A 22,040-nucleotide genomic window follows, 5' to 3' on the forward strand; every position below is an offset into this window, starting at 1 on the left:
CACCAAGGTGTCCCCTACCGCGAGTTTGTCATCAAGTACGCCCATTCGACACTGGCGGGCAAGAAGGATGATCTGCTCATCTATCGCAAACGCCTGCGACATCGCCTGGATGCCTACGTGGCCAATGTGCCGCCACAGGTCCGTGCCGCTCGCATTGCCGATGAGTACAACGATCGCGTGGGGCGACCCAGGCAGTACCAGAACGGCGGCTGGATCCAATACGTCATGACCAAGAATGGCCCTGAGCCTTTGGAAATCCGCCGCTCACGCATCGATTACGAGCACTATCTGGCGAAACAGATCAAGCCGATTGCCGACTCGATCTTGATCCCTCTCGGAGAGGACTTCGTCACTCTCACATCTTCTCAACAGGAGCTTTTCTAGCGATCCCGGCTCATGCTCTCACGCTTTCTGGAAAGGCAGCTCGCGTGGTGTATGGCCGCTCAGCTTGGCGATGGCGTTGGCAAAAGCGGGGGCCAATGGCGGCACACCCGGCTCGCCCATACCTGTGGGCGCATCGGCACTCGGCACGATATGCACGGAGATCGCGGGCATATCGGTTAAGCGGGCCACGGTGTAATCATTGAAGTTACCCTGCTCCACCTGTCCATCCTTGAAGGTGATTGCAGCCCCAGGCAAGCACATGCCAAGGCCCATCAAGGCACCACCCTGCACCTGAGCCTCGACACTCCGAGGGTTCACCGCCAGATTGCAATGCACGCCAGCTGTAACCGCATGCAGCTTGGGAGCACCATCCTTCATCGATGCCTCGACCACATAGGCAACCACCGAGTCGAAAGACTGATGCACAGCCACGCCCCAGGCTCTGCCTTCGGCCAGTTGGCGCTTTCCGTAGCCCGACTTTTCGACTGCCAGCTGCAACGCGGCCTTGTGACGCGGATGCCTGTCGCCAAACTGCTGCAGCCTGTATGCGACAGGATCTTGCTTTACAGCTCGGGCAATTTCATCCATCAAGGTCTCCATCACATAAGCGGTGTGCGTAGAGCCCACGCTGCGCCACCAGAGAACCGGCGCATTGAGCTCGGGGTGATGCACCGAGAGTCGCATCGGCAGGTCATAGGGCTCCTTCATGCCTTCAACCGTAGTGGTGTCCACTCCGTTCTTGACCATGAAGCCCTCAAACGCCGTGCCTTTGGCAAGCGACTGGCCTACAATCACATGGTCCCAGGCAATCACCTTTCCCTTGTCGTCAAAACCTATTTCGGCGCGATGCACATGCATGGGTCGGTAATAGCCTCCTTTGACATCGTCCTCGCGGCTCCAGATCATGCGCACCGGTGCGTCAATACCAGATGTTCTGGCAGCCTTGGCAATCTCGCAGGCTTCGGCCACGTAGTCACTGCGCGGGTTGGCACGGCGGCCGAAACCGCCCCCCGCCATCTGAACATTGACTCGGACATTCTGCGGTGCCACGCCAAGCACGCGCGCAGCCGTTGCAACTTCCCAGCCCGGGGCCTGCGTGCCCAACCAAAGCTCAACCTTGGCATCCTTTCCTGCACCTGTCACACGCACCGTGCAGTTCAGCGGCTCCATCGGCGTATGGGCAAGGTAGGGAAAGACATATTCGGCACTGATTTTGTGAACAGCACCGTTCAATGCCGAAACATCGGCATCGAACTTGAGTGCGCCCGGCTTCCTGGCCAATTCACGATACTGCGCCAGTTGCCGAGCCGAATCGACTTTGCCAACCGCTGCGCTGTCCCACTGGATTTTCAGGGCATCGCGACCCTGCTTGGCTGGCCAGTAACCATCGGCCAGCACCGCAACCAGCTCGCCCCCCCACACGCTGGGCACACGAAGCACTGCACGCACACCCTTGATGGCTTTGGCTGCCGCATCGTCCACCGATTGAATCTTGCTTCCATACACCGGCGGATGCGCCACAACTGCGGTCAACATACCCGGCAGATGCATGTCGATGCCGTATGACTGTCTGCCGCTGGACTTGGCGCGTGCATCGAGCCGTCCCGTGGCATGACCGATGATGCGAAAGTCTTTGGCGTCCTTGAGCTTCACCTGCTGCGGAACAGGCATCTTCATGGCCTCATCCGCCAACTCGCCGTAGCCCAGCTTCTTGCCCCGAGGCCCGATCACCTGTCCTGCCTGAGTGCGCAAGGACTGCGGGTCTACACCCCAGCGCTTGGCGGCCGTGGCCAGCAGCATGGAGCGGGTACGCGCCCCCAGTTCACGATACTGGACATACGAGTTCTTGATGGCAGTGGAGCCGCCCGTCAGATGCATTCCCATGACCGGATCCAGATATGCGGGATCGGCATTGCCGTGCGCGCTCTGCACCTTGGACCAATCGGCGTCCAGCTCTTCGGCCAGCACCATGGGCAGGCCGGTTTGCACGCCTTGGCCGAACTCCAGACGGTTGATGGTGATCGTCACCGCTCCATCACGATCAATCTTCACAAAAGCCGATGGCTGCTGGTAAGGCTTGAGTGCGCTTGTAGAAACCTGTTCGTTACCCTTCGCCTGTGCCGACACAGCTGCGGGAAATACACCCAGCGCAAAACCCGAGGCCGTCGCCAGCTTGAGGAAATCGCGCCGCTCGAGCTTTAGGCCTGCATCTATGGAGTCAGCCGCCAGCACACGCAGACCTTTGGGCAGGTCGGCAAAAAGATGATTGGGAATAGGCATGGGATGTGCTCCTTCTTTTAGGCCGACAGGTTTTTGGCAGCATCGTGGATGGCTGCACGGATGCGTGTATAGGTTCCGCAGCGGCAGATATTGCCCGCCATGGCTGCATCGATGTCCGCATCGCTTGGCTGGCGATTGCTTTTGAGCAGCGCGGTCGCACTCATGATTTGCCCACTTTGGCAATAGCCGCATTGCGCCACATCGTTGCGAACCCACGCATCCTCGACAGCCTTGCCCACCTTGTCTGCAGCTTGCGCTTCGATGGTGTCGATTTTTTGCCCTTGCGCCGCCGATATGGGCGTAATGCAAGAACGGATGGCCTGGCCGTTCAAGTGCACAGTGCATGCTCCGCACATGGCCATGCCGCAACCGAATTTGGTCCCTGTCATACCCAGTGTGTCACGCAGGGTCCAGAGGATGGGCGTTGAAGGATCCACATCAGCCGATGCGGGCTTGCCGTTGAGAGTGAATTTGACAGGCATGGGGGGCTTTCTTGTTTGCTTTTTCGACACGGTGATTGCTGCAGGCACCTGAGCAGCGCGTGAAGCAGAGGCAGTGTGCGCCAGGCAATGCAAAAGAAAAAGTCAAGCAATCTATTTAAGTTATTAAGTTTTACTTAAAAATAGAGAACATGAAGCCCGAAATACTCGCCTATCTGGCTGCCTTTGAGCAGGTAGCTCAGCATCGCAGTCTGACCTACGCCGCCCACGCCATCGGGGTCACGCCGGCCGCACTGTCCCAGACGATCAAGAAACTGGAAACCCGTCTGGATGTACGCCTCTTCGATCGAACAACGCGCAGCCTCAATCTGACAGAAGCCGGGAGAATCTATCTGGAGCGCATTTCCCCGGCCCTCACCAACCTGCGCGAAGCGACCGAGGATCTTCAGCTCCAAGCTGGCGTCGAAGGCGGCACGCTGCGCCTCACCATCTCCCATCCTGCTGGCCAGGTGCTCGTCGAGCCCATGCTCGCCGAGTTCTTTGCAATGCATCCGCACATTCACGTCGAGCTGGTCTATGACGACGGCTTTGTGGACATCGTGCGAGAAGGATTTGACGTCGGCATACGCAATGGCGAGTCACTGGAGGGCGATATGGTTGCCGTGCCACTCACACAGGATCTGACCATGTGTTTCGGTGCATCTCCTGCTTACCTCAAAACACACGGCACACCCGAGCACCCCGACGAACTGGAGCAGCACCTATGCATCAACTACCGCATGAGCAGCAGCGGCGCACTCTACAAGTGGGAATTCAATATCGACGGCAAACTGAGCGAGCGCTCCGTGAGCGGGCCACTGACAGTCAACCATAGCGACACGGCCATGCGTGCAGCCCTTGATGGCATTGGCGTGATTACCGGCTGGCGCGAATCCATGACCGACGCATTCAACACAGGCCAGTTGGTTGAAGTACTGAAACCCTATTGGGCAAGCTTCCCGGGCTTCTATGCCTATTACCCACACCGCACACACCTGCCTCTCAAGACCCGGATATTTCTTGATTTTCTGGTCCAGCATGTGCAGCGCAATGGCTTGTCCGAAACAGCCCGCGGGCAAATGAGGCCCTGATCGCGGCTTCTTCTGGTGTCTTTCTTGATCAGTGACTTCCCGTCGTTTATACATTTAAGTCCCATGCCCCATCGCCGGACACTCTTCAAAGGACGGAAATCCCCCTGCCGTAGCTTGGCAACGATAGCTTCTGCTCATGTCCGCATCGCGAGCTACCACTTAACGCCTGGATTTTGGCAAGCAGGAGACAATGAATTTCAGTTCCAGCCCGATTATTTGCTTGAGGTCCGCCATCAGGGCTCTGGAACAAGCGCAGCAGACTCCATGCTGCCGTTCAAACCGAGCAAGAGCAGATCCTGCGCGACGATTTCTACATCCAATGATCTAGTTAAGTTTGAGCCCCAAAGAATTCACGGGGTCAATATAAAAAACTGTCTCTCTTAATGAGGCTTCGGTAGATCTGACCCTCAGCTTGCAAAAATGGTTTGAATTGCTTGTGGTCCTTGTATGCAACCTCAAAACCTGTATTTTCTAGTTGATCCACAAAGCCCGTTTCTTTGATCACGTTGTTGATCTCGGCGGATAGAAATAGAGCCAGTTCGGATGACGCTCCCTTGGGAAGAAAGATTCCTTGCCAGTATTCAAAGCTGACGCCCTGGAGCCCCTTCTCCTGAAACGTAGGAATATCGGAGAAACGCTTAGACCTGTGGGCCGATGCGATGCCCAATGCGTGCATCTTTTGGCTTTGCAGATGGGGGGCTATGGGAGCAAGCCCCGCAAAGAGCAGGTCCACTTGATTGCTCATCAGGCTCGCAGTTGCGGAAGCAGCTCCCCCGTATGGAACATGCAATAGCTCCACACCCAGGGCTTTGCCCAAACTCTCGCCCACCAAATGCTGCAAGCTGCCAATTCCTGAGGACGCGAAACTCAGACCACGGGCATTTTTTTGTGCTGCAGCTGCGATATCACTCAGTTGATGTATTGCGGAGTCGCCACGCGTGGCAAGAACAATAGGAGCAGAGGAAATTTTGGCCACCGGCACCATGTCAGCGACCTCGCCCGACTCCTGGCTTCTGGTGTAAATGGGATTGATGAAGATCTCGGCAGGCGACGCCAAGAGCAACGTATTCCCATCGGGCCTGGATTTCGCAACATAGTTCGCGGCAATGGCTCCACCTGCTCCTACTCTGTTTTCCACATAGACGGAGCGCTGCAATCGCACTGAGAGCTGAGTTGCAAACGCGCGTGCCAAGGTATCCATAGCGCCACCGGCTTCGAATCCGACAACGATTTTGACGGGTTGGCGAGACGCAGCCTTGTCGGCACAGGCTGCACTCATTAGCAACCCGCAAAGCAGGCAAGCTCGAATTAGCGTCGCAGCAAAGTTCATCTATCAGAAAACACAGAGGTTGTGAGTGCTCGCACTCATGGCATTCAAGGCGGGAGAAAATGCTGTGCGAAAGCTTGAAATCAGCGGTAATCTGCCGAGCAGGCATAGAAATGAGGATTACTCAAATCTCTCTTGCCGTAGCTCAGAACATCTCCATTGAGCGCATGAATCTGGCCGCCTGCCGCGGCCAGCACCGCATGACCCGCAGCGATATCCCACTCCATGGTGCGCCCCAAGCGTGGATAGAGGTCAGCCTCGCCCTCTGCAATCAGACAAATCTTGAGCGATGAACCTGCACTTTTGAGTGACCGCACCAAGCGTCCATTGAGAAACTGATCAAGCGCGTCAGCATCGCCGTGCGAACGACTGGCCACCACATCAAGGCCATCCTCCGGAATGCTTCTGCATTCAATGGATTGGCGCTTTCCCTGCACCTCCAGCCATGCGCCAAGTCCTATGGCTCCCGCGTACATGCGATCCAGCGCCGGAGCGAAAACGACACCCAGCACAGGGGTTCCATTTTCGATCAGCGCGATATTGACTGTGAACTCGCCATTGCGGTTGATGAATTCCTTGGTGCCATCAAGAGGATCAACCAGCCAGAAGCATTGCCCCATCTCAGGCACATATCCCGCTGCAGCCGCCTCCTCGGAAACGACGGGAAACTGCGACTGCAAGGTGCCCAGACGCTCAAGAATCAGGCGCTCGGCCTTTTCGTCGGCTTCAGTCACGGGCGATGCATCCTGCTTGCCCCGAACCTCAAAGTCGCAGCGATAGATCTTCATGATTAAAGCACCCGCTTCACGGGTGATGGCCATTACGTCTTCAAGCAGTGCGCTTCGAGTCTGAGTCACAAAAATCTCCTGTTTTGTTATTCATGTGGTCCGTTTGGCCTATGCGCCGATCAGAGGACAGGCCGACAGTAAATACGTCTGGATCTTCGCGAATAAGCGAGTGAATGTTTAACAGGAATGCGCATGGCTGTTGGTAAGAAACTCAGTGTCCAGGAAATCAATTCACTGCGAATTCAAGCCGTGAAATTACGGCTTGAAGGCAAAACGCTCAAAGAAGTCGGTAAGGCAACAGGCCTGTCCACACCAACCATCATTGCCGCCCACAAAGCCTGGCTGGAAGGGGGATGGAGCGCTGTCCTTGTGCGCGAGCGAGGCCGCAAACCTGGCGAAGGCCGCTCCTTGTCGGCCATACAGGAGCAGGACATCTATGTGCAACTGGTCAGCACCCAGCCCGCCGACCATGGCCTGCCTTTTTTGCTGTGGCAGCTGGAAGCCATGCAGCAACTGATCTTGCAGCGCCAGCAGCTTGACTTGCCCGAGCGTACCAACGCCCAGTACCTGCAGCGCTGGAACCTGAATGCCGACCGCCCTGCAAAGCGCATGAAGCAGGCATCCAGCAATGTGCAGCGCTGGTACGCCACCACTTATCTGGATATTTGCGAGCAGGCCCGAAAAGAGAGCGCCAGCATTGTCTGGATCGATGATTTTGGAGCCCATAACAACTGCCCTGGACGCCTGAGGCATGGCATCTTGCGTGCCGTCAACAACCGCGGCAAGGTGTATTGGCAACCGTATGAAGGCAGCCTGTGCGCTGCGCATCTGGAAGATTTTTTTGATCGCCTCAGGTGCTCCAGCGAGGGCAAGATCTTTGCCCTGCTTGCCGCCATGCAGTGGCAACGCGCAGCCACCTTTTCATCGCTTGCCAGCGACAGCCACGACCGGCTGCGCCTGTTTCATCTGCCTGCTGCCACAGAGATGCTCAGCCAGTCGAACGAATTGGCCAGCAGCATCTTGAAGACTGCACAAGACGTATCGCTGGTACCGAAGAACACCTACGCCAGAACCCCAACGTCAACGAAGCTGGACCCTATGGCGAGCATGGCGCAGCAACTTCTAAAACATCAATTCGCGCAAAGATTTGATTTAACGGACTCCTACAGTTGGCAGCACCCAAAACAAAAAACCAAGGAGAAATCTGTGGTGCTGACTCATTTGCAAAGGCTGGAAGCCGAAAGCATTCAGGCCATGCGCGAGGTTGTTGCCGAGGCAGAAAACCCCGTCATGCTCTACTCCATCGGCAAGGACAGTGCGGTCATGCTGCATCTGGCGATGAAGGCCTTCTATCCGGCCAAACCTCCCTTCCCTTTGCTGCATGTGGACACGACCTGGAAGTTTCAGGACATGTATCGCTTTCGTGATCAGATGGCAGCCAAACTGGGCATGGACCTGCTGGTCCACATCAACCCAGAAGGTCTTGAAATGGGCATCAGCCCGTTCAAGCATGGCTCGCAAATTCATACCGATGTCATGAAAACCGAGGGCCTGAAGCAAGCTCTCGACAAGTATGGCTTCGACGCCGCCTTTGGTGGCGCGCGCCGCGATGAAGAGAAGTCTCGCGCCAAGGAACGCATCTTTTCCTTCCGCTCGGACCAGCACCGCTGGGATCCCAAGAACCAGCGCCCGGAACTCTGGCATCTGTACAACACGCGCAAGAACAAAGGCGAATCAATCCGAGTGTTCCCGCTGTCCAACTGGACCGAGCTGGATATCTGGCAATACATCTATCTCGAAAACATCCCCATCGTTCCCCTCTATTTTTCAGCGCCTCGCCCAGTGGTGGAGCGAGACGGCACGCTGCTGATGGTCGATGACGAGCGCATGCCGCTCAAGAGTGGCGAAGTTCCCATGATGCGCAATGTTCGCTTTCGCACCCTGGGCTGCTACCCCCTGACGGGTGCCGTCGAATCCGACGCCAATAGCTTGCCCAAGATCATTCAGGAAATGCTGCTGACCCGTACTTCGGAACGACAGGGCCGGATGATCGACCACGACTCGGTCGCATCCATGGAAAAGAAGAAGCAAGAGGGGTATTTCTGATGTCACATGTATCTGCACTCATCTCTGAAGATATCGAGAAATACCTGAAGGCACACGAGCAGAAAAGCCTGCTGCGCTTCATCACCTGCGGCAGCGTGGATGACGGCAAGAGCACGCTGATCGGACGCTTGCTGTACGAATCCAAGATGCTGTTTGAGGACCAGATGGAAGCACTGGTTGCGGACTCCAAGAAAGTCGGCACGCAGGGCGGCGAGCTGGACTTCGCGCTGCTCGTCGATGGTCTGGCCGCAGAGCGCGAGCAAGGCATCACCATCGATGTGGCCTACCGCTTCTTCTCTACCGACCAGCGCAAGTTCATCGTGGCCGACACGCCCGGCCATGAGCAGTACACCCGCAATATGGTCACTGGTGCCTCCACCGCCGATGTGGCCGTGGTGATGATTGATGCGCGCCGCGGTGTGCTGACTCAATCCAGGCGCCATAGCTATCTGGCATCGCTGATCGGCATCCGCAAAATCGTGCTGGCTGTCAACAAGATGGACTTGATGGCTTACTCCGAAAAAATCTTCAACGATATCGTGGCCGACTACCGCGAATTCGCCAAGAAGATCAATCTGGAAGACATCACGGCCATCCCCATGTCGGCCTTGCGTGGTGACAACATCACCGAGCAGAGCGAGCACATGCCCTGGTACCGCGGCACCACGCTCATGGGCTATCTGGAGACGGTGGAAATCGACGAAGCCCGCCAGCAAAAGCTGCCGTTTCGCATGCCTGTGCAATGGGTCAATCGCCCCAACCTCGACTTCCGCGGCTTTGCGGGCTGCATTGCCAGCGGCCAGATTCACCCCGGAGACAGCGTCCGCATCCTGCCTAGCGGGCGCGTGACCAAGGTTGCGCGCATCGTCACCCAGGACGGAGATCTGCAGCAGGCGGTTGCTGGCCAGTCCGTTACCATGACCTTGGCCGACGAGGTGGACTGCAGCCGCGGCGATGTGATTGCGGTTGCGGATGCACCTTCCGATGTGGCCGATCAGTTCCAGGTCACGCTCATCTGGATGCACGAGCAGCCCATGCTCGGCGGCCGGCCCTATCTGATGAAGATCGGCGGCAAGACGATTCCCGTCACCTTCGCAGCCCCCAAGTACAAGATCAATGTCAACACGCTGGAGCATCTGGCCGCCAAGGAACTGGCGCTCAATGAAATCGGCGTCTGCAATCTGTCCAGCAGCCAGCCTATCGCTTTCGATTCCTATAAGGACAATCGCGAAACAGGCAGCTTCATCCTGATCGATCGCCTGAGCAACGCCACTGTGGGAGCGGGTCTGATCGACTTTTCGCTGCGTCGCTCGCAGAACATTCATATGCAGCATGTGAATGTGAACCAGGAAGCGCGTTCCGAACGCCTGCATCAAAAACCTGCCTTGCTATGGTTTACCGGTCTGTCGGGCGCTGGCAAATCCACCATTGCCAATCTGCTCGAAACCCGTTTGCATGCGCGTGGCCGGCATACCTATCTGCTCGACGGCGACAACGTGCGCCACGGCCTCAATCGCGACCTTGGCTTCACCGATGCAGACCGCGTGGAAAACATTCGTCGCGTCGCTGAAGTGGGCAAGCTGTTTGTGGACGCCGGGCTGATTGCCATCACCGCCTTCATTTCGCCATTCCAGGCAGAACGCGAAATGGCGCGCAAGCTGGTGAAGGATGGTGAGTTCCTCGAAGTATTCATCGACACACCGCTTTCCGTTGCCGAAGAGCGTGACCCCAAGGGCCTCTACAAGAAAGTGCGCCGTGGCGAGCTGAAGAACTTCACGGGGATCGACTCACCGTTTGAAGTGCCGGAGTCTCCGGACATTCATATATCCACCCCCACGATGACTGCGCAAGAGGCGGTGGACAAGATCATCGCCGAACTGGTGGCCCGCGAAATCATCGCCGCGGAAGACTGAAGCAACTGGATGAACTGTGGCGTTGCCAGCCTTTGCAACGCCCCTCTTTCTTCTTTCACCCACCGCACACAGCCACCACCTGGCAGTGCGCGGCACACAAAGAAAGCCAGATCATGGATACCCAAACCATTAATGAGCAACTGCTCAGCGGCGAAACCTGGTCGCAGTTCTGCGATCACCTCAAACGCTGCGGCCAGCAGATTCTGCGTCCCGAAACCCCTGCCGACCCCGCAACGCGGGCAGAAGGCTATCGCTATCTGACCCGACTGCTGCGCATCGCGCTGGAGATGCATGTGGAATTCGCCGACCCGGCGTTTCCCAACTTCTTCAAGACCTCGCACGAAACCGCCAAGATTGGCGCGGACAACCCGGACAACATCTACGAATACTCGCGCCTCAACGGGTCCATGAAATACCGCATTCATGGCAACCGTGGCACGGTTTCGTACCTGAGCTTTTGCACGCAAAAAGGCGGCTATGAAACCGATGGCCGCATGGTTGTCACCGGGTTTATCGACGCCACGCAGCTCAAGACTGACGAGAACGGTGACTTCGAACTCATCGTCAGCCGTGACCCGCAGCCGGGTAACTGGCTGCCCATGGAAGATGCCTCGGTGTCGCTGCTGGTACGCCAAACCTTCATGGATCGCAAGAGCGAAGTGCCCGCCAAGCTCGCCATCGAGCGCATTGGCACCACGGACACCCCCGGCCCTCTGGATCCCTTGGTTCTGGCGCAATCGCTGCAGCGCGTGACGTCCTTTGTCGAGAACACGGCGAAGCTATTTGCCGACTGGGCACAAAGCTATCTTCCACATAGCAATCAGTTGCCGCCAGCCGATCAGGCCTACTGCCAGTCCGTGGGCGGTGATCCCAATATTTTCTACTACCACTCGCATTGGGAACTGCGCGAGGACCAGGCCCTGGTCATTCGTATCGACAAGGTGCCGGAATGCTCGTTCTGGAATCTGCAGATCAATAACTACTGGCTGGAGTCTCTGGACTACCGCTACCACCAGATCTGCATCAACAAGCACCAGGCGCAATACAACGAAAGCGGCGGCGTCACTCTGGTGCTGAGCGAAAAAGACCCCGGCATTGCCAACTGGCTGCAGACCGCCGGCGTACGCCAGGGAACCATGTGCCTGCGCTGGGTTGGCGCCAAGGAGCAGTGCCACCCCACCACCAAAGTGATCTCGATAAACCAGTTGCTGGAGACTGTATGAATGCCCCTGTGACACCCCAAACTCTGCACGTCGAAGAACTGCTGCAAGCTGCATGTGAGCGTGCACCAGGCCTCAAAGATTTTGGCAACGACAACTACCGGCAAGCGCTGGAAGTTCTGACGCAAGCCCTGAACACCGAAGCCAAGCTGTCGACAACCGGCATTGCCATGATGCGCGAGCGACTCGTGGGCCAGTTGGTCAATCGCCTGCTCATGGAGGACTATCTCCAGCGCTTCCCCGAAATCTCGAAGATCGAGATCGAAGACCCATTGGTCATCGTGGGCCTGCCGCGCACCGGCACCACCATGCTGCAGCGAACACTGGCCGTAGACCCGCGCTTTTACTCTGCAGCCTGGTGGGAGACCCGCTACCCCGCGCCGCTGAAAGGCGAAGGCCCGCAGGACTGCGCCAACCGCATTGCAATGGCCAAGACGGAAGTGGCGCAGACGATTGAGGCGATTCCCCAGATTCTGTCCATCCACCCCATGAGCGCCACGCTGTGCGACGAGGAATTCATGCTCATGGAGCATTCCTTTCTCTGCGCCATGGACGCTTACGCCGATGTGCCCAGCTACACCGCCTGGCTCGACCAGCAGGATCAGCGCCCCGTCTATACGCAGCTCAAGAAGATGCTGCAGTTTCTGCAATGGCAAAAGAGCCAGCGCGGCGAAGCGCAGGGCCAGCGCTGGCTGCTCAAAGCCCCGCAGCATCTGCACACTTTGGAAATTCTGCTGTCCGTCTTTCCTCGGGCTCAGGTCATTCTGACCCATCGCGAGCCCGCGCAGACCATCCCTTCCATGGCCAGCATGGCGCATACGCTGTGGCAGATCTACAGCGACCAGCCTGACCCAAGCTCTGCAGGCCGCCAGTGGAACAGCCGCATGGCGCGTGGTATTCACCACACCATGCAAGTGCGCGAGCAGCAGGACAGCCGGCGCTTTCTGGATATCCACTTCTCGGACACCGTGGCCAAGCCCATGGAGGTGCTGGAGGCTGTCTATCAGTTCGCCCAGATGCCCTTCACCGAGAAAGCCCGCACCGATGCGCAGCAATGGCTGTCTGGCAACGGCCGGGAAAAGCGTGCGGGTCATGACTACAGCCTGGAGACCTTTGGCCTGAGCGAGCAGCAGATGCAACGCGACTATGCGCTGTACCGATCCCGGCATCTGCCAACCCAGAGCTAAGAGGTGCTTTCATGGAAAAAATCATGTTCAGCCTGTGGCGCCCCGCACGGCATTCGGCAGAAAGTTGGCGCCAGTCGCTGATGGATTTGCAAAGATCCCTGCAAGCCTGTGGTGCCTCTCGGATTCGTGTGATGGTTGTCGATGACGCCATGGACAAGGCCGCAAGCCAGCGCATCACGTTCAGCCAACATCCTCTCGATGGAATGATCAGTCTGTGGCTGGACAGCGCATCCATGCTGGGCCCGGTGCAGGCACTGATCGCGCAGCGGGTGGCAAGCCTGCATGCCTATCTCGTCTGCGAGTCCGAGCCCTACCCCGAAGAACGCAAGGCGCGCGTTGCGCGTTTTGATGCTGAAGTGGCTTTAGGCAAGCGCACACCGGGCATGTGCCAGGTGGCGCTGTTCAGAAAGCCGGTCGGCATGAACTTTGAAGAATGGATGGTTCACTGGCGTGAAGGCCATGGCAGCAATGCCTACCCGCTGCAGTCCATCTTCGGATACCGGCAAAACCTGGTCGTGCGACGCTTGACCGAAGACGCACCGGAAGTCCACGCCATCGTTGAGGAGCAGTTTCCCGATATCGCGATCGGCAGTGCTCACGGCTTCTATGACACGCACGGAGATGAAGACCTGCTGCGCCAGCGGCAGAAATACATGTCCGAATCTGTGACTCCCATCATGGATTTCAGCAGCCTCGATTGCATTCTCACCAGTTTCTATCAAGTCAGCGCTTGAGACTGACCCACTACCACCGGAGACAAAACACATGTTGGACCTGGAAGCCATTGAGTTGATCAAGCAGCTCAAGGCGCGCTACTTTCGCGCCATCGACACCTGCAATCTGGAATTGCTGCAAGGCATGCTGACGCCAGACATCAAGCTGGCCTTCAAAAGCCCGGCTTACGAATTCCATCTGAAAGGCATAGACAAGGCGCTGGACTTCTACAAAACCTCCTTTACCAAGACCCGCCTGGCCATGCACAACGGCCACACGCCGGAGATCGAGGTCAAGGGCGACGAAGCCAGCGCGCTCTGGTATCTGAACTATGTCTTCATCAACGTCGAAGAGAAGACACATATGCACGGCGGCGCGATATATGAAGACCGCTATGTCAAGCGCGATGGCCGCTGGTGGATTGCAGAGACGGGCTACAAGACCTTGCTTGAAACCGTGGAGCCGCTGAGCGAGCAGTTGCAGATCACCTCCAAGCCCATCAACTGAAGCGAGCACTCCAATGACCAAAGCTGCCAACCTCGTCACCTCCATCAAGGTGGAAATCAATGCCCCCGCCAGCGTGGTCTGGGAAGTGCTGGCCGATCTGGAGAACTACCGTCTCTGGAATCGCTTCTGCCCCGACATCCGCTGTGGGCTCAAGCTCAATGACTTGGTCGAGATGAAAACACGCCATCCGCTAACGGGTGAAGTCTGGCCTGTCAATGAATACCTGGTTGCGTTTGAGCCCGAGCAACTGCTGTCCTGGGAACAGCGCCCCGTGCCCGAGAACAAGGACGCTGCGCGCCGGGATCAATACATAGAGGCGATTGACGCCAACCGCTGCACCTACTTCACCACCGACCAGTTCCTGGGACTGAACGCCGACACCATCATGCGCGAGCATGGCGCCTGGGTAAAGATCGCCTTTGACCAGGTCGCCGAGGATGTCAAGCACCGCGCAGAAGAGCTGCACTTTGCCCGCACCCGGGCTGCATTCTGAGAAAACCCCAGGCTATATATCCAAGGAGACCCATATGCTTCTGAAAGACAAAGTCATCATCATCTCTGGCATCGGCCCCGGCATGGGCATCAAGCTCGCCCTGCGCGCGGCGGAATATCAGGCCAAGGCCGTGGTGCTGGCAGCCCGCACACAGTCCATGCTCGATGAGGCAGAGCAAGCGATTCGCGATGCCGGCCACTCCTGCGAGACGCTCAAAGTGTCCACCGATATCTCGCAGCCCGAGCAGTGCCAGCGGCTTGCAGAGCTGACCGTTGCCAGGTTCGGCCGCATCGATGCGCTGATCAACTCGGCCTATGCCCACGGGACCTGGGGCTCTTCGAGCAACTCCTCCATGGATGACTGGCGCAAGGTCATGGAAGTCAATCTCTACGGCTCCATGAACATGACCCAGGCCGTGGTGCCGCAGATGAAAAAGCAAAAAGACGGCAGCATTGTGATGATCAACACCATGGCAACGCGCCGCCCCAATCAGCTCGAAGCCGGTTACGCAGTATCCAAAGGCGCGCTCAAGACCGCTGTGCAATATCTGGCAGAAGACCTGGGGCCCTACGGCATCCGCGTCAACAGCACCTACAACGGCTGGATGTGGGGCGCACCGGTCAAAGGCTATTTCCAGGCGGAAGCCAAGCGCCAGGGCGTACCCATGGAATCTCTGGTCGATGTGATTGCCCAGCAGATTCCCTTGCGCAACGAGATTCCCGACGATGCCGATTGCGCCTCCGCCGCGCTGTATCTGGCCAGCGACTATGCGCGCGTGGTGACCGGCGCCCAACTGGACGTCAGTGGCGGCCATTACCTGCCTCACTAAATTCCAGCGGAGAACAGCATGCAAACTCTTCTGGATATTGAAGAAATCAAACAGCTCAAGGCACGCTACTTTCGCGGCATCGACACCTGCAATCTGGAGCTTCTGAAAACCGTTCTGGCCGATGATGTCCATATTCGCTTCGACAGCCCGACTTACCAGTATGAGATCAATGGCATCGATGAAGCCATGAGCTTCTACCGCAATGCCTTCACCCATCGGCGCTTTGGTATGCACAACGGGCATACACCGGAAATCAAGGTCGACGGTGACACGGCCACCGGCATCTGGTACCTCAATGATCTGTTCATCAATCTGGATGAGCAGACCATACTCACCGGCAGTGCGCTATATGAGGACCTCTATACCAGGGTCGCCGGTCAGTGGCGGGTGCAGCGCACGGGCTACAAGCGGCTGCTGGAGATGATTGAGCCTCTGAGCAGCGGTTGTCGCATCACATCCCGACCTATTACGAGCAACTTATAAGCGACATTAAGACTGCAATTGGATTTTCCCTTAGAAGGTAGACATGCCTAGGGGCAGTCCAATGCAGGCTGACGGACGAGCAGGAGCAAAGCTCTGCTCCTAGATCCTTTTGCTCCTATAAAGCGCTTTGTGGAGCGCTTTTTTTGGTTCGACGCACATCGTGCTCGGCACGGTGATGCCTTGAGCTTGCACAAATCCAGGTTGAGTTCGCATGAGCCTCGTTATCGCTTCCTGTCTGGCCGAGAGGAGCGCGTCTTGAATGCCGCGAGGTCCTGCGCTGTATTGAGCCACTAAATCCACGATCTGCAGCAATCTCTTGTACAGGCCTGGCTTTCTCCCGCTGATTGCCATCATTGATTACGGCCGCACGATACCCCGATTACCTCTCTATGGCGGTCAGGTGATCCAGTAACGGTTTCAAGGTTTTCAAGCAAGCAGCAGGCGGTGGCTATCGGTTTCAGGCCAGATTTCACGTCCCAACTTCAACGGATCAGTGCGAGATTAAGGTGCGAATTCAGTTTGCAGATGCCTGATCCAAGCCGCGCTTGATTCCGCCGGCTATTTAGTCAAATCCCTAGACATTTACTTGAATGTCAATTGATTCAATGAAATCTTTATGAAGGAATTGATGCAAAGCAACGAATCGAGAAGAACCTTGTTGCAAGTCAATTTTGTAGGTAATCTCGTGGCAAAGTTCGTTATCGGATCTCTATCGCCAAATCATGGATGCTCAGGCATCCAAGCCAAGGGGGATTGCTAATGACAGAACCTCAGCCTGAATCGACTCGTACCGAGGAATTGCGCAGCTTCGCATTTCTCGCAGTTGTTATGGCACCTATATTGGCCGTTGTACTGATTGCGTCTTACGGCTTTGCGATCTGGTTTTATCAGATGATCATCGGTGGTCCCCCACATGCATGAAGAATCTGAGCCCATTGAAACTCATACCGACTTGCATATCACCAGTCTGGTTGTGCATGTGCTTCCCCAGGCATTGGCACAAGTAGCTGCTGGCATCGTCACGATCAAAGGCGCTCAAATACATGGAAGTCATCCGGCCGGCAAGTTGGTCGTGACCTTGGAAGCGCCCCATGCAAGAGAAATACTTGATTGCGTGTCTCAGATTGAGCTGCTTGATGGCGTAATCAACGCGTCCCTGGTTTATCAACATGTTGAGAACTGGCAGTCGCTAAACCAAGAGGTAACACATGACTAGCACTAGGCGTGATTTTGTCCGTCAATCTGCGGCCGCAGCCGCAGGGGCCGTTGCAGGCATCCCCATAGAAGCTCTGTCCCAGGATGCAGGAGCAATGGCTGCCGACCTGAAGTGGTCCAAGGCGCCATGCCGCTTTTGCGGTACAGGTTGCGGCGTCATGGTGGCCGTCAAGGACAACCGCGTAGTGGCCACTCAGGGTGACCCTGAGGCCGAGGTCAACCGGGGACTGAACTGCGTCAAAGGTTACTTCCTGTCCAAGATCATGTATGGCGGTGATCGTCTGACAAAGCCGTTGCTGCGCATGAAGAATGGTCGCTATGCCAAGGATGGCGAGTTCCAGCAGGTTTCCTGGGATACGGCCTTCGACGTCATGGCAGAGCAGTTCAAAAAGACGCTCAAGGCCAAGGGCGCCGACGCGGTGGGCATGTTCGGCTCCGGCCAGTGGACGGTATGGGAGGGCTATGCCGCCTCCAAGCTGTTCAAGGCAGGCTTTCGCACCAACAACATTGATCCCAATGCAAGGCACTGCATGGCCTCGGCAGTTGCCGGCTTCATGCGCACCTTTGGCATGGACGAGCCCATGGGTTGCTATGACGACATCGAAGCCGCGACTGCCTTTGTGCTATGGGGCTCGAACATGGCTGAAATGCATCCGGTGCTGTGGACGCGCGTGACCGACAGGCGCCTGTCCACACCGGGCGTGAAGGTGGCCGTGCTGTCCACCTTCGAGCACCGCTCGTATGAGCTGGCGGACATGTCTCTGACCTTCAAGCCTCAGACCGACCTGGCCATACTCAACTACATCGCCAACCACATCATCACCACAGGCAGGGTCAACAAGGACTTTGTCTCCAAGCACTGCAATTTCAAGCTCGGCAACACCGATATCGGCTACGGGCTGCGTCCCGAGCATCCCCTGCAGAAGGCTGCCAAGAACGCCAAGGACCCCAACGGCGCCAAGTCCATAAACTACGAGGAATACGCCAAGTTCGTATCCACCTATACGCTCGAGTACACAACCAAGCTCACGGGTGTACCGGCCAACCGTCTCAAGGCTCTTGCCGAGCTCTATGCAGACCCCAACAGCAAGGTGGTGTCGTTCTGGACCATGGGTTTCAACCAGCACACACGCGGTGTATGGGCCAACAACATGGTCTACAACATCCACCTGCTGCTGGGCAAGATCGCCACACCCGGCAACAGCCCGTTCTCACTGACGGGTCAGCCTTCTGCCTGCGGAACGGCTCGTGAGGTGGGCACTTTCTCGCACCGCCTGCCTGCGGACATGGTGGTGACGAACCCAGAGCATCGCAAGACTGCTGAAACCATCTGGAAGCTGCCCGAAGGCACGATTCCACCCAAGCCCGGCTACCATGCCGTGGAACAAAACCGTGCGCTCAAGGACGGCAGGCTCAATGCCTACTGGGTGATGGTCAACAACAACATACAGGCCGGCGCCAACCTGGCGCAGGAAGGCTACCCGGGCTACCGCAATCCTGACAATTTCGTGGTGGTCTCCGATGTCTACCCCACAGTCACAGCCGTAGCCGCCGATCTGATCTTGCCGTCGGCCATGTGGGTTGAAAAGGAAGGCGCCTACGGCAATGCAGAGCGCCGCACCCACTTTTGGCACCAGTTGGTCAAGGCTCCTGGTGAGGCGCGCTCCGACCTGTGGCAATTGATGGAGTTTTCCAAGCGTTTCAAGGTCGAGGAAGTCTGGCCCGAGGAACTGCTGGCCAAGAAGCCCCAGCTGCGCGGCAAGACCCTGTTCGAGGTGCTGTACCGCAACGGCAACGTGGACAAGTTCCCCTTGGCCGACATGGACCCCGCCTATGAAAACGAGGAAGCCAAGGCCTTTGGCTTCTATCCGCAAAAAGGTCTGTTCGAGGAGTACGCCTCGTTCGGCCGTGGCCATGGCCACGATCTGGCACCGTTCGACCAGTACCACAAGGTGCGCGGCATGCGCTGGCCCGTGGTCAACGGCAAGGAAACGCTCTGGCGTTACCGCGAAGGCTCGGACCCCTATGTGAAAGCCGGTACGGGCTACCAGTTCTACGGAAATATCGACGGCAAGGCCAACATCTTTGCCTTGCCGTACGAACCACCGGCGGAGGCTCCGGACAAGGATTACCCGTTCTGGCTTTCCACGGGCCGAGTGCTTGAACACTGGCACTCAGGATCCATGACCCGGCGCGTACCCGAGCTGCATCGTGCCGTGCCTAACGCACTGTGCTACATGCACCCTGACGATGCCAAGGCACTGGGCGTGCGCCGCGGCAGCGAAGTTGAGCTGTCCTCGCGGCGCGGCTCCATGCGCACGCGCGTCGAGACGCGCGGCCGCAACAAGCCTCCGCGCGGATTGGTCTATGTCCCCTGGTTCGACGCCAGCCAGCTGATCAACAAGGTGACGCTGGATGCTACCGACCCGATTTCGTTGCAGACGGACTTCAAGAAGTGCGCTGTGAAGATCACCAAGGTTTGACGAAAGAGAGGTTGACCATGAACTTCTTCCGCAAACTCGTCCGGCTTGTGGGCATGCTGCTCATGCTCAATATAGGTATGGCCTGGACGCCAGCCGCCATCGCGGAGACCTTCTATGACTCGGCGCGTGGCCCCACGCCCATCATGCAGGCAACCAAGCCGCCAGTGCTTGGCAATGCCGTCAATGATGACGTGCGCCGCACGCGCAACTACACCTGGCAACCGCCCACGATCCCTCATCGCGTGGACGGCTACCAGGTGGACAAGAACTTCAACAAATGCATGGACTGCCATTCGCGAACCAAGGCCGAGATCTCGCAGGCAGTGCCGGTATCGGTCACACACTATATGGACCGCGACGGGCGCATGTTGGGGCAGGTGTCCACGCGACGCTACTTCTGCCAGCAATGCCATGTGGCTCAGGATGCCGTCCGCCCTCTGGTCAGCAACACCTTCGAAGATGTGGATACCGTGATCCTGAAGGCCCTGCAGTCCCAGTCGGGCAAGACATCCAAGAAAAACTGACGCTGCGGCGCACGAGGCTCATCTATGTTGACACTTCTCAAGCGCTACTGGGCGGTGATCCGCCGCCCCAGCGTACATTTCAGCCTGGGCTTTCTGACCATCGGCGGTTTCATCGGCGGCATCCTCTTCTGGGGCGCGTTCAATACCGCCATGGAGCTGACCAATACGGAGAAATTCTGCACGGGTTGTCACGAGATGCGGGACAACGTGTTTGCAGAACTCAAGAGCACGATCCACTACACCAACCGCTCGGGCGTACGTGCCGTGTGCTCCAACTGTCATGTGCCGCACGACTGGACTGACAAGATCGCTCGCAAGATGCAGGCCTCCAAGGAAGTGTGGGGCAAGATCTTCGGAACAATCGACACGCCTGAAAAATTCGAAGCCAAGCGGCTGGAGTTGGCGCAGCACGAGTGGGCTCGCTTCAAGGCCAATGATTCTCTGGAGTGCCGCAACTGCCATAACTACGACTCCATGGATATGACGCGGCAGAGTTTGCGTGCACAGAACATGCACAGCACCTATTTGGCCAGCAAGGAAAAAACCTGTATCGACTGTCACAAGGGCATTGCCCACAAACTGCCTCACATTCCTCCCGGACAGGGCCCCAGCGACACGCCAGGTCAGAAAGTACCTGGGCCAGCTGAGGCTTCGGTTGCGTCGGTGCAGTAGCGGGATGAATGGCTTGGGCACGGCTGCTTCCAGATTTCTTTGTATATCCGGCCTGGGTTGTGTACGCGGCGGCCGAGTGGTGCTGCGCGATCTGGGCTTGGAACTCGGTGACGGTCAACTCCTGATGCTCAGAGGTCATAACGGCGCGGGCAAGAGCAGCCTGCTGCGTTGTCTGGCCGGCCTTCTGCCATGGCGTACTGGAAGCCTCCAGTGGTGCGGCGGTACGCTGTCCCCTCAGGATCCAGCCTACCAGCGGCAACTGGCCTATATGGGACATCAGGCAGGAATGAGCGACACCTTGACAGGGATGGAGAATCTGCGCTTTGCGCTGGATCTGATGGCTGTGAGCTGGAATGAAGCACGCGTGCAAGCCGTTTTGCAGGCCTTGTCGTTGACGGGAGTCGTCGCACGGCCTTTTGGCCGACTGTCCCAGGGTCAGCGTCGGCGACTGGGGCTGGCCCGTGTTTTACTGGGCGAGCGTCCGCTTTGGTTGCTGGACGAACCCGACAACTGTCTGGATGTCCAGGGCGAACAATATCTGGTCGAGGCACTGGAGCAGCATCTGGCCTCAGGAGGAATGGCCGTGGTGGCTTCGCACCGCAACCTGGTGCTGCCGACGCCCCGGGTGTCGATACTGGACTTATCCCGCTCCGTGGTCACGACGGCAATGAATGAGCAGGTGGCTGTTTGCTGAGAGCTGTGTGCGCAAGAGAGTTGAAATTGGCCGCTCGAAGGCCTTCCGATGCCTTGGGCGGGCTGTTCTTTTTCGTGCTGGTGGGCAGTCTTTTCCCCTTGGCTTTGGGGCCGGACGCCCCCCTGCTGAGGCAGATTGCGCCGGGCATTGTGTGGGTCGCGGCCTTGCTGGCCGTGCTGCAGGGGCAGCACCGGCTGTTCGAGAGCGACATGGCCGACGGGTCGCTGGAGCAATGGTTGCTGGCGCCTGCGCCCCTTTCGCTGCTGGTGGGCCTCAAGGTGGCCACGCACTGGTTGCTGGGTGTGTTGCCATTGTTGCTGGTGGCTCCCTTGCTGGGTTGGCAGTACGGCCTGGATGGGACGGTGGTCAGCATTCTGCTGGCATCGCTGGCCCTGGGAACGCCCAGCCTGTGCCTGCTGGCGGCTCTGGGCGCAGCACTGACACTGGGTGTGCGGGGGCAGTTGCTGCTGGCTCTGGTGGTGCTGCCGCTGAGCGTGCCCATCCTGATCTTTGGCAGCCATGCCGTGGCCCAGGCGCAGCAAGGGCTGAGTGCAGCGCCTGCTCTCAATCTGCTGGGGGCCTGCCTGTGCCTGGCGTTACTGGCCGGCCCCTGGGCTATAGCAGCGGCCTTGCGCCTCGCGCTGGAGTGAT

General features: G+C 57.7%; 22 protein-coding genes and 2 pseudogenes. 19 read left to right on the forward strand and 5 right to left on the reverse strand.

The window, feature by feature from the left end:
• Nucleotides 1-384, forward strand: a pseudogene (locus tag CSE6_RS13830) (DNA polymerase II); the annotation flags it as partial.
• An 18-nt stretch (nucleotides 385-402) separates the two neighbouring features.
• On the opposite strand, the gene CSE6_RS13835 reads toward CSE6_RS13830, so the two are convergent.
• Nucleotides 403-2,664, reverse strand: a complete 2,262-nt coding sequence (locus CSE6_RS13835) for a xanthine dehydrogenase family protein molybdopterin-binding subunit (RefSeq protein ID WP_059440763.1) — start codon at nucleotides 2,662-2,664, stop codon at nucleotides 403-405.
• A gap of 17 nt (nucleotides 2,665-2,681) precedes the next feature.
• Nucleotides 2,682-3,146 (reverse strand): (2Fe-2S)-binding protein, encoded by a 465-nt coding sequence (locus CSE6_RS13840; protein ID WP_003070120.1) that lies wholly within the window; start codon nucleotides 3,144-3,146, stop codon nucleotides 2,682-2,684.
• 149 nt (nucleotides 3,147-3,295) lie between these two features.
• On the opposite strand from CSE6_RS13840, the gene CSE6_RS13845 reads away from it, so the two are divergent.
• Nucleotides 3,296-4,234 (forward strand): LysR family transcriptional regulator, encoded by a 939-nt coding sequence (locus CSE6_RS13845; RefSeq protein WP_059440764.1) that lies wholly within the window; start codon nucleotides 3,296-3,298, stop codon nucleotides 4,232-4,234.
• A gap of 358 nt (nucleotides 4,235-4,592) precedes the next feature.
• Here CSE6_RS13845 and CSE6_RS13850 read toward each other — a convergent pair whose 3' ends face one another.
• Nucleotides 4,593-5,564: a tripartite tricarboxylate transporter substrate binding protein gene (locus tag CSE6_RS13850; RefSeq protein ID WP_059440765.1), complete on the reverse strand. Its 972-nt coding sequence runs from the start codon at nucleotides 5,562-5,564 to the stop codon at nucleotides 4,593-4,595.
• A gap of 80 nt (nucleotides 5,565-5,644) precedes the next feature.
• The gene (gene cysQ, locus CSE6_RS13855) at nucleotides 5,645-6,418 is read right to left on the reverse strand and encodes a 3'(2'),5'-bisphosphate nucleotidase CysQ (RefSeq protein WP_034407952.1); all 774 of its coding nucleotides are present in this window, start codon (nucleotides 6,416-6,418) and stop codon (nucleotides 5,645-5,647) included.
• 123 nt (nucleotides 6,419-6,541) lie between these two features.
• Here cysQ and CSE6_RS26805 point away from each other — a divergent pair.
• A pseudogene (locus CSE6_RS26805) lies at nucleotides 6,542-6,652 on the forward strand (hypothetical protein); the annotation flags it as partial.
• Here the strand turns inward: CSE6_RS26805 and CSE6_RS26325 are convergent.
• A complete protein-coding gene (locus CSE6_RS26325; RefSeq protein ID WP_202967605.1) occupies nucleotides 6,605-7,075 on the reverse strand; it encodes a hypothetical protein in 471 nt (156 codons plus the stop codon). The pseudogene CSE6_RS26805 and the gene CSE6_RS26325 sit on opposite strands and share 48 nt — an antisense overlap.
• A gap of 381 nt (nucleotides 7,076-7,456) precedes the next feature.
• Here CSE6_RS26325 and cysD point away from each other — a divergent pair, with 381 nt between their 5' ends.
• From cysD to ccmB, 16 genes are all read left to right on the forward strand, one after another.
• Nucleotides 7,457-8,455 (forward strand): sulfate adenylyltransferase subunit CysD, encoded by a 999-nt coding sequence (gene cysD / locus CSE6_RS26330; RefSeq protein WP_274522626.1) that lies wholly within the window; start codon nucleotides 7,457-7,459, stop codon nucleotides 8,453-8,455.
• Nucleotides 8,455-10,368 (forward strand): sulfate adenylyltransferase subunit CysN, encoded by a 1,914-nt coding sequence (gene cysN / locus CSE6_RS13865; RefSeq protein WP_059440766.1) that lies wholly within the window; start codon nucleotides 8,455-8,457, stop codon nucleotides 10,366-10,368. Before cysD ends, cysN begins: the two co-directional genes overlap by 1 nt.
• Before the next feature lie 113 nt (nucleotides 10,369-10,481).
• Nucleotides 10,482-11,591 carry a DUF1214 domain-containing protein gene (locus tag CSE6_RS13870; protein ID WP_059440821.1) on the forward strand — a complete coding sequence of 370 codons (1,110 nt, stop codon included), beginning with the start codon at nucleotides 10,482-10,484 and terminating at the stop codon, nucleotides 11,589-11,591.
• On the forward strand, nucleotides 11,588-12,775 hold the full coding sequence (locus CSE6_RS13875) for a sulfotransferase (protein WP_059440767.1): 1,188 nt from the start codon (nucleotides 11,588-11,590) through the stop codon (nucleotides 12,773-12,775). Before CSE6_RS13870 ends, CSE6_RS13875 begins: the two co-directional genes overlap by 4 nt.
• An 11-nt stretch (nucleotides 12,776-12,786) precedes the next feature.
• Nucleotides 12,787-13,509: a hypothetical protein gene (locus CSE6_RS13880; protein WP_059440768.1), complete on the forward strand. Its 723-nt coding sequence runs from the start codon at nucleotides 12,787-12,789 to the stop codon at nucleotides 13,507-13,509.
• 31 nt (nucleotides 13,510-13,540) lie between these two features.
• The gene (locus tag CSE6_RS13885; protein ID WP_059440769.1) at nucleotides 13,541-13,996 is read left to right on the forward strand and encodes a nuclear transport factor 2 family protein; all 456 of its coding nucleotides are present in this window, start codon (nucleotides 13,541-13,543) and stop codon (nucleotides 13,994-13,996) included.
• Nucleotides 13,997-14,009: 13 nt separating this feature from the next.
• Nucleotides 14,010-14,489, forward strand: coding sequence for an SRPBCC domain-containing protein (locus tag CSE6_RS13890; RefSeq protein WP_003079789.1), 480 nt, complete (start codon nucleotides 14,010-14,012; stop codon nucleotides 14,487-14,489).
• Between the two features lie 34 nt (nucleotides 14,490-14,523).
• Nucleotides 14,524-15,318, forward strand: a complete 795-nt coding sequence (locus CSE6_RS13895; protein ID WP_034392507.1) for an SDR family oxidoreductase — start codon at nucleotides 14,524-14,526, stop codon at nucleotides 15,316-15,318.
• An 18-nt stretch (nucleotides 15,319-15,336) separates the two neighbouring features.
• On the forward strand, nucleotides 15,337-15,801 hold the full coding sequence (locus CSE6_RS13900; protein WP_034377518.1) for a nuclear transport factor 2 family protein: 465 nt from the start codon (nucleotides 15,337-15,339) through the stop codon (nucleotides 15,799-15,801).
• A gap of 759 nt (nucleotides 15,802-16,560) precedes the next feature.
• Nucleotides 16,561-16,722, forward strand: coding sequence for a periplasmic nitrate reductase, NapE protein (gene napE, locus CSE6_RS13905; RefSeq protein ID WP_003070148.1), 162 nt, complete (start codon nucleotides 16,561-16,563; stop codon nucleotides 16,720-16,722).
• On the forward strand, nucleotides 16,715-17,017 hold the full coding sequence (locus CSE6_RS13910) for a chaperone NapD (protein WP_223305786.1): 303 nt from the start codon (nucleotides 16,715-16,717) through the stop codon (nucleotides 17,015-17,017). The genes napE and CSE6_RS13910 overlap by 8 nt, the downstream gene beginning before the upstream one ends.
• Nucleotides 17,010-19,499: a periplasmic nitrate reductase subunit alpha gene (gene napA, locus CSE6_RS13915; protein WP_034351942.1), complete on the forward strand. Its 2,490-nt coding sequence runs from the start codon at nucleotides 17,010-17,012 to the stop codon at nucleotides 19,497-19,499. The genes CSE6_RS13910 and napA overlap by 8 nt, the downstream gene beginning before the upstream one ends.
• 17 nt (nucleotides 19,500-19,516) lie before the next feature.
• Nucleotides 19,517-20,023 (forward strand): nitrate reductase cytochrome c-type subunit, encoded by a 507-nt coding sequence (locus CSE6_RS13920; RefSeq protein ID WP_034351940.1) that lies wholly within the window; start codon nucleotides 19,517-19,519, stop codon nucleotides 20,021-20,023.
• Nucleotides 20,024-20,047: 24 nt separating this feature from the next.
• Nucleotides 20,048-20,695, forward strand: coding sequence for a cytochrome c3 family protein (locus tag CSE6_RS13925; protein ID WP_003070157.1), 648 nt, complete (start codon nucleotides 20,048-20,050; stop codon nucleotides 20,693-20,695).
• A 4-nt stretch (nucleotides 20,696-20,699) separates the two neighbouring features.
• Nucleotides 20,700-21,389 carry a heme ABC exporter ATP-binding protein CcmA gene (gene ccmA, locus CSE6_RS13930; protein ID WP_045839010.1) on the forward strand — a complete coding sequence of 230 codons (690 nt, stop codon included), beginning with the start codon at nucleotides 20,700-20,702 and terminating at the stop codon, nucleotides 21,387-21,389.
• A gap of 53 nt (nucleotides 21,390-21,442) precedes the next feature.
• A complete protein-coding gene (gene ccmB, locus CSE6_RS13935; RefSeq protein WP_238585708.1) occupies nucleotides 21,443-22,039 on the forward strand; it encodes a heme exporter protein CcmB in 597 nt (198 codons plus the stop codon).
• Nucleotide 22,040 lies beyond the last annotated feature (1 nt).

The organism is Comamonas sp. E6, from assembly GCF_001010305.1.
GTDB lineage: Bacteria > Pseudomonadota > Gammaproteobacteria > Burkholderiales > Burkholderiaceae_C > Comamonas > Comamonas thiooxydans.